Origin of the sequence: Vibrio sp. 10N.222.46.A1 (genome assembly GCF_041473595.1) — a bacterium.
Taxonomy (GTDB): domain Bacteria; phylum Pseudomonadota; class Gammaproteobacteria; order Enterobacterales; family Vibrionaceae; genus Vibrio; species Vibrio tasmaniensis_A.
Window position 1 is genome coordinate 1 of record NZ_JBFRSN010000875.1, and the last position, 4,872, is coordinate 4,872.

Sequence of the window (4,872 nt, forward strand, 5' to 3'; positions counted from 1 at the left end):
AAAATTGCCGACGATATGGGCGGAAACGTATTGGATGAGTCACGTAACTTAATGACGCCAAACCGTTTGTCTGATTACCGTAAGCAAATCCGAGACTTTATGACGGCAGCTAACGCCTAGCCGTATTGTTTAGCCTTGTAAATAATCTATATTTATAGAAAAGGGCTCCTAAGGGAGCCCTTTTTGATATTTCAATCACGACAGAGAATGATATGAAAGAATCGATTCAAGTTACCTTAGAGCAGTTAAGAGAAACTCTGCACTATCATGCCGTTCGTTATTACGTAGAAGATAGCCCTGAGATCCCTGATGTCGAGTACGATCGATTGATGCAACAACTGCTAAAGCTCGAAGAAGAGAACCCAGAACTTGTGACGGTAGATTCGCCGAGTCAGCGTGTCGGCGGTCAGCCTCTAGACGGCTTCACTCAAGTGACCCATGAGATCCCGATGCTTTCTTTAGATAATGCTTTCTCTGATGACGATTTAGATGCGTTCAATAAGCGCATGTCTGATCGAGCGCCAACTGCGAACCTAAAGACCTTCTGTTGTGAACCTAAGCTTGATGGTTTAGCGGTGAGCCTACTCTATGTAAAAGGCACCTTAGTACAGGCAGCGACGCGTGGTGATGGTGCGACTGGCGAAAATATTACCGAAAACGTGCGTACGATCAGCTCGATTCCGCTTAAGTTACAAGGTGAAGGTTGGCCGGAACGTATTGAAGTACGTGGCGAAGTGTTTATGCCAAAAGCGGGCTTCGACAAATTGAATGAGATGGCATTGAAGAAGGGCGAGAAGGTCTTTGTGAATCCACGTAATGCCGCCGCAGGTAGCTTACGTCAGCTTGATTCTCGTATTACAGCAAAACGCCCCTTGGCTTTCTACGCATACAGTGTCGGTGTTGTACAAGGCGCTGAGCTTTCAAATAGCCACTATCAACGATTCCTGCAGCTGAAAGCTTGGGGCTTGCCTATGTGCCCAGAGACAAAGCAGCTAAGTTCTCTTGAAGATGTAAAAGCCTATTACCAAGATATCATGACTCGTCGTGACACCTTGGCTTATGAAATTGATGGGGTGGTGATTAAGGTTGATGACATTGCCGCACAAGAAACTCTAGGTTTTGTTGCACGCGCACCTCGCTGGGCTATTGCTTATAAGTTCCCAGCTCAAGAAGAAATTACTCTGCTCAATGATGTTGAGTTTCAGGTCGGTCGTACAGGCGCTATTACGCCGGTTGCTAAGCTTGAACCTATTTTTGTTGGCGGCGTGACGGTGAGTAATGCAACGCTGCACAATGCTGATGAGATCGCTCGTTTAGGTGTGAAGGTCGGAGATAGCGTGATTATCCGCCGTGCTGGTGACGTCATTCCACAAATTGTAGCTGTTGTACAAGATCGTCGTCCTGAGACGGCTAAAGACATTGTGTTCCCGGACGCCTGCCCTGTATGTAATTCTGCAGTGGAGCGCGTAGAGGGCGAAGCTGTAGCGCGTTGTACTGGCGGTTTAGTGTGTCAGGCGCAGCGTAAAGAGGCACTTAAGCACTTTGTGTCTAGAAAGGCGCTGGATGTCGATGGCCTTGGCGTAAAGGTGATAGAACAGCTTGTGGATCGCGAAATGGTCGAAACGCCAGCGGACCTGTTTAAGTTGAGCGCGGGCGTGATTACGGTTCTTGATCGTATGGGACCTAAATCGGCACAGAATGTAGTGAGTGCGCTTAACAAAGCGAAAGACACGACATTGGCACGCTTCCTTTATTCTTTAGGAATTCGAGAAGTCGGTGAAGCGACGGCTATGAACTTAGCTCAGCACTTTAAAACGCTAGAGTTGGTTCAAGCTGCAACTCATGAGCAGTTGGTTGAAGTGTCAGATATTGGTGACATCGTAGCAAGTCACCTCACGAGCTTCTTCTCACAAGAGAAAAACAGAGCAGTAGTCGACCAACTTATCGAGCTTGGAGTTAACTGGCCTGCAATTGAAGCTGTTGCGGATGATCAAGAGCTACCGTTAGAAGGCAAAGTAGTTGTGTTGACTGGCTCACTTTCTAAATTAGGTCGCAGCGAAGCGAAAGCTGCTTTGCAAGCTTTAGGTGCAAAAGTAACCGGTAGCGTGTCTAAGAAAACGGATATCTTATTTGCTGGTGAAGCCGCTGGTTCTAAACTGACTAAAGCACAAGATTTAGGTATCGAAATAAGAACAGAAGAAGATCTAATAGCCCTTATTTCGTAAGTAAATACAGATAAAAAAAGCTCAAAGGCACTCCTTTCAAGGGAGTGCCTTTTTCGTTTCTGATATAAAAGTAATCACTTTTTAATTGTTGAGAAATTTGTTCCTATACGAACTATGAAATCAGGACAGTGATGACGCTCAACATTAATGAAATGTTGTTATAGTTGTTTGCTAAATGCGAGTGATATCAATTTTTAAGAGGCTGCTGTGTTAGTAAGTTTTTGTTTTTTAATGTTTTTACTCTTTTGCCCCTCGGTTTTTTCAATTAGTAGATCTGGATCACTAAGTACATGATAAATTTGCACCAACTCATATTTTTTTAGATGAAAATTAAGTTCTCATTGATCTTTTTTGGGGTGAAGTTAGTCTTATTGGCATGGATGCACATTGTGTATAACCAGAAAGGAAATCGAGAATTCGGTGTTTCAGGGTTCTCAAACAAGAAAAGGTATTTCTCTCTACGGCGGCCAACTTTAGGCGGGAAATATTCAAACAGCTATATCCATTTTTAGGAGTTTTATTCCATGGAAAACAAAATTTTCAAACGTACTTTACTTGGTGCTGCAGTTGCGATGATTTCAAGTGGTGCATTCGCATCTGAATCTTCTCAAGTTGGTGTTATCTCAGATTTTAACGTTCAGGCTTACGGTGTAGCAGCAATCTCTGTTGTTAACTACGATTCAGAAAAAACTAAAAACGGCGTAAAAACTGATACAGGTACGGGATACGATTACGAGAATGAATCTCGAATTGGTTTCCGTGCAAGTAAAGACATGTTCGAGAACGTGAACGTATTCATGCAAATTGAATCTGGTTACGTTGGTGAAAACGGTGACGGTGCGACACTAGGTAATCGTGATACGTTCTTAGGCCTGCAAGGTGACTGGGGTAAAGTACGTTTTGGTCGTATGCTGACGCCAATGTATGAAGTAATTGACTGGCCTTATGCTAACCCAGGTTTGGGCGCAGTATGGGACTGGGGCGGCGATGTTAAATACAACCGTGACCGTCATGGTGATATGGCTCGATACGATTCTGCTGACTTGAATGGTTTTACATTCAACCTAGCAACAGGTCGTGGTGACTCAAGTGTTAAAGATAACTACTTCTACGGCGCGGCTGCTCACTACCGTTTAGCTGATACGGTTACTTTCCACGCTGCTGTTGAATCAGAATCAGATCGTCAACTAACAGCTGCAACAGCTGGAACTGCTGCTGGTACATGTTTAGTTGCTACGGGTTGTGATGGCGTAAACTTTGGCGGTGCAACTCCTGCAGTTGCTGCAACTTCTGCTGAAATGGCTGATACATTTGGTTATCTAATCGGTTTTGAAGCGTCACTTCCAGCAGGTTTCGGTATTTCTGCAGCCTACAAAGCGGGTGAGTCAGATGTTCAAGGCGGCGCTAAGTCTGAACAGGCTTCATACTCTGTAATCGGTCAGTACTGGAACGGCCCTTGGGGCTTCAAACTAGGTTACGCAGCTAACCTAGAGTCTGAAACTGATGGTGTTAAAAACGCTGATGAAGATAGCGTAATCTCAGGTCAGCTAATGTACGTTCATAACGGCTTTGTTCCTTACATCCGTATTGCACAGCGTGATATCAAAGCTGACGATAAAGGTTCTATTGCTAACACAGATACGTTCGTTACACGTATTGGTTTAGAGTACGGCTTCTAATTGAAACCATGCTTTAAGTAAAGAGATGCGCTGACTAATTAGTCGGCGCATATTCATTTCTGGTCCAGCCTAAGAAAGAAAAGGCATCGAATAATATTATGGGGAAACCCTCGAGGTAGTTAATATGAAAAAAATAGTTTTAGCATCGATTCCTTTATTCTTAATTGGATGTACAACATTAGATTCTAATAGTGATTTTACAGATTCTGTTAAAAGAATAGAGAGTAAGCAAAATTACCAAATTGTCGTTGGTGAGTCGCTGTCTCCTGATGTGCTTGAAGTTAGACAAGGTCAGCTAGTTAACTCGTCTTTAGAGCTAAATTACGTTACCCCAAACAGTACTGTAACGGTACCTGATTCATACATAACGATGGAGCTTCAGTACTTTAAAAATTACAACGAGTATCGCTCTGTCTTAGTTCAAGGTTCTGAAGGTAAAGTGCCATTAAAACCTTATGCGGCTTCAGCTGAAACATGCAGCGATATATGTACTCAAACACAGTATGTGAAATTTCCTGTATCTAATGAAATCTTCAACGAAGCACCTTTTAAAGATCTAATTTTTGATGTCCAGGTTTCAAATGCGAACAGCATTTCGTTTTCTATTCCTGCTGGCTACATCGAAGCAATCGTAAATACGGGTGATAAAAACGCAACAGCTAAATCTGTTATGGCAGCACCTGTAGCCGCAGCCGCACCTGTAGTTGCAGTTCCCGCGCTTCAGCAAGAGCCGGTAAGCCAAGCTCAAGAGATGTCAAAATATTGGTTTGAACAAATTCCAACAGAACAAAGAGACTCCGTTATTAACTGGTCTGTAGCAAATCGAAATGGTGTTGTTGATTCTTTAGGTGATAATGTCAAAGAGATTGAAATGTTCGAATATTGGTTTAACAAAGCTTCCAAAGAAGAACGTAAAACGATAATCAAACAATTAATCGAGTTTTAAAGGAAAGGAGCCTAGGCTCCTT

3 protein-coding genes and 1 pseudogene are annotated in these 4,872 nt (G+C 43.2%); all 4 read left to right on the forward strand.

The window, feature by feature from the left end:
• Positions 1 to 120, forward strand: a pseudogene (locus AB4496_RS21370) (cell division protein ZipA); the annotation flags it as partial.
• Between the two features lie 92 nt (positions 121 to 212).
• Positions 213 to 2,225: an NAD-dependent DNA ligase LigA gene (gene ligA, locus AB4496_RS21375; protein ID WP_009847359.1), complete on the forward strand. Its 2,013-nt coding sequence runs from the start codon at positions 213 to 215 to the stop codon at positions 2,223 to 2,225.
• A gap of 524 nt (positions 2,226 to 2,749) precedes the next feature.
• Positions 2,750 to 3,904, forward strand: coding sequence for a porin (locus AB4496_RS21380; protein WP_009847358.1), 1,155 nt, complete (start codon positions 2,750 to 2,752; stop codon positions 3,902 to 3,904).
• Between the two features lie 124 nt (positions 3,905 to 4,028).
• Positions 4,029 to 4,850: a hypothetical protein gene (locus AB4496_RS21385; protein WP_009847357.1), complete on the forward strand. Its 822-nt coding sequence runs from the start codon at positions 4,029 to 4,031 to the stop codon at positions 4,848 to 4,850.
• Positions 4,851 to 4,872 lie beyond the last annotated feature (22 nt).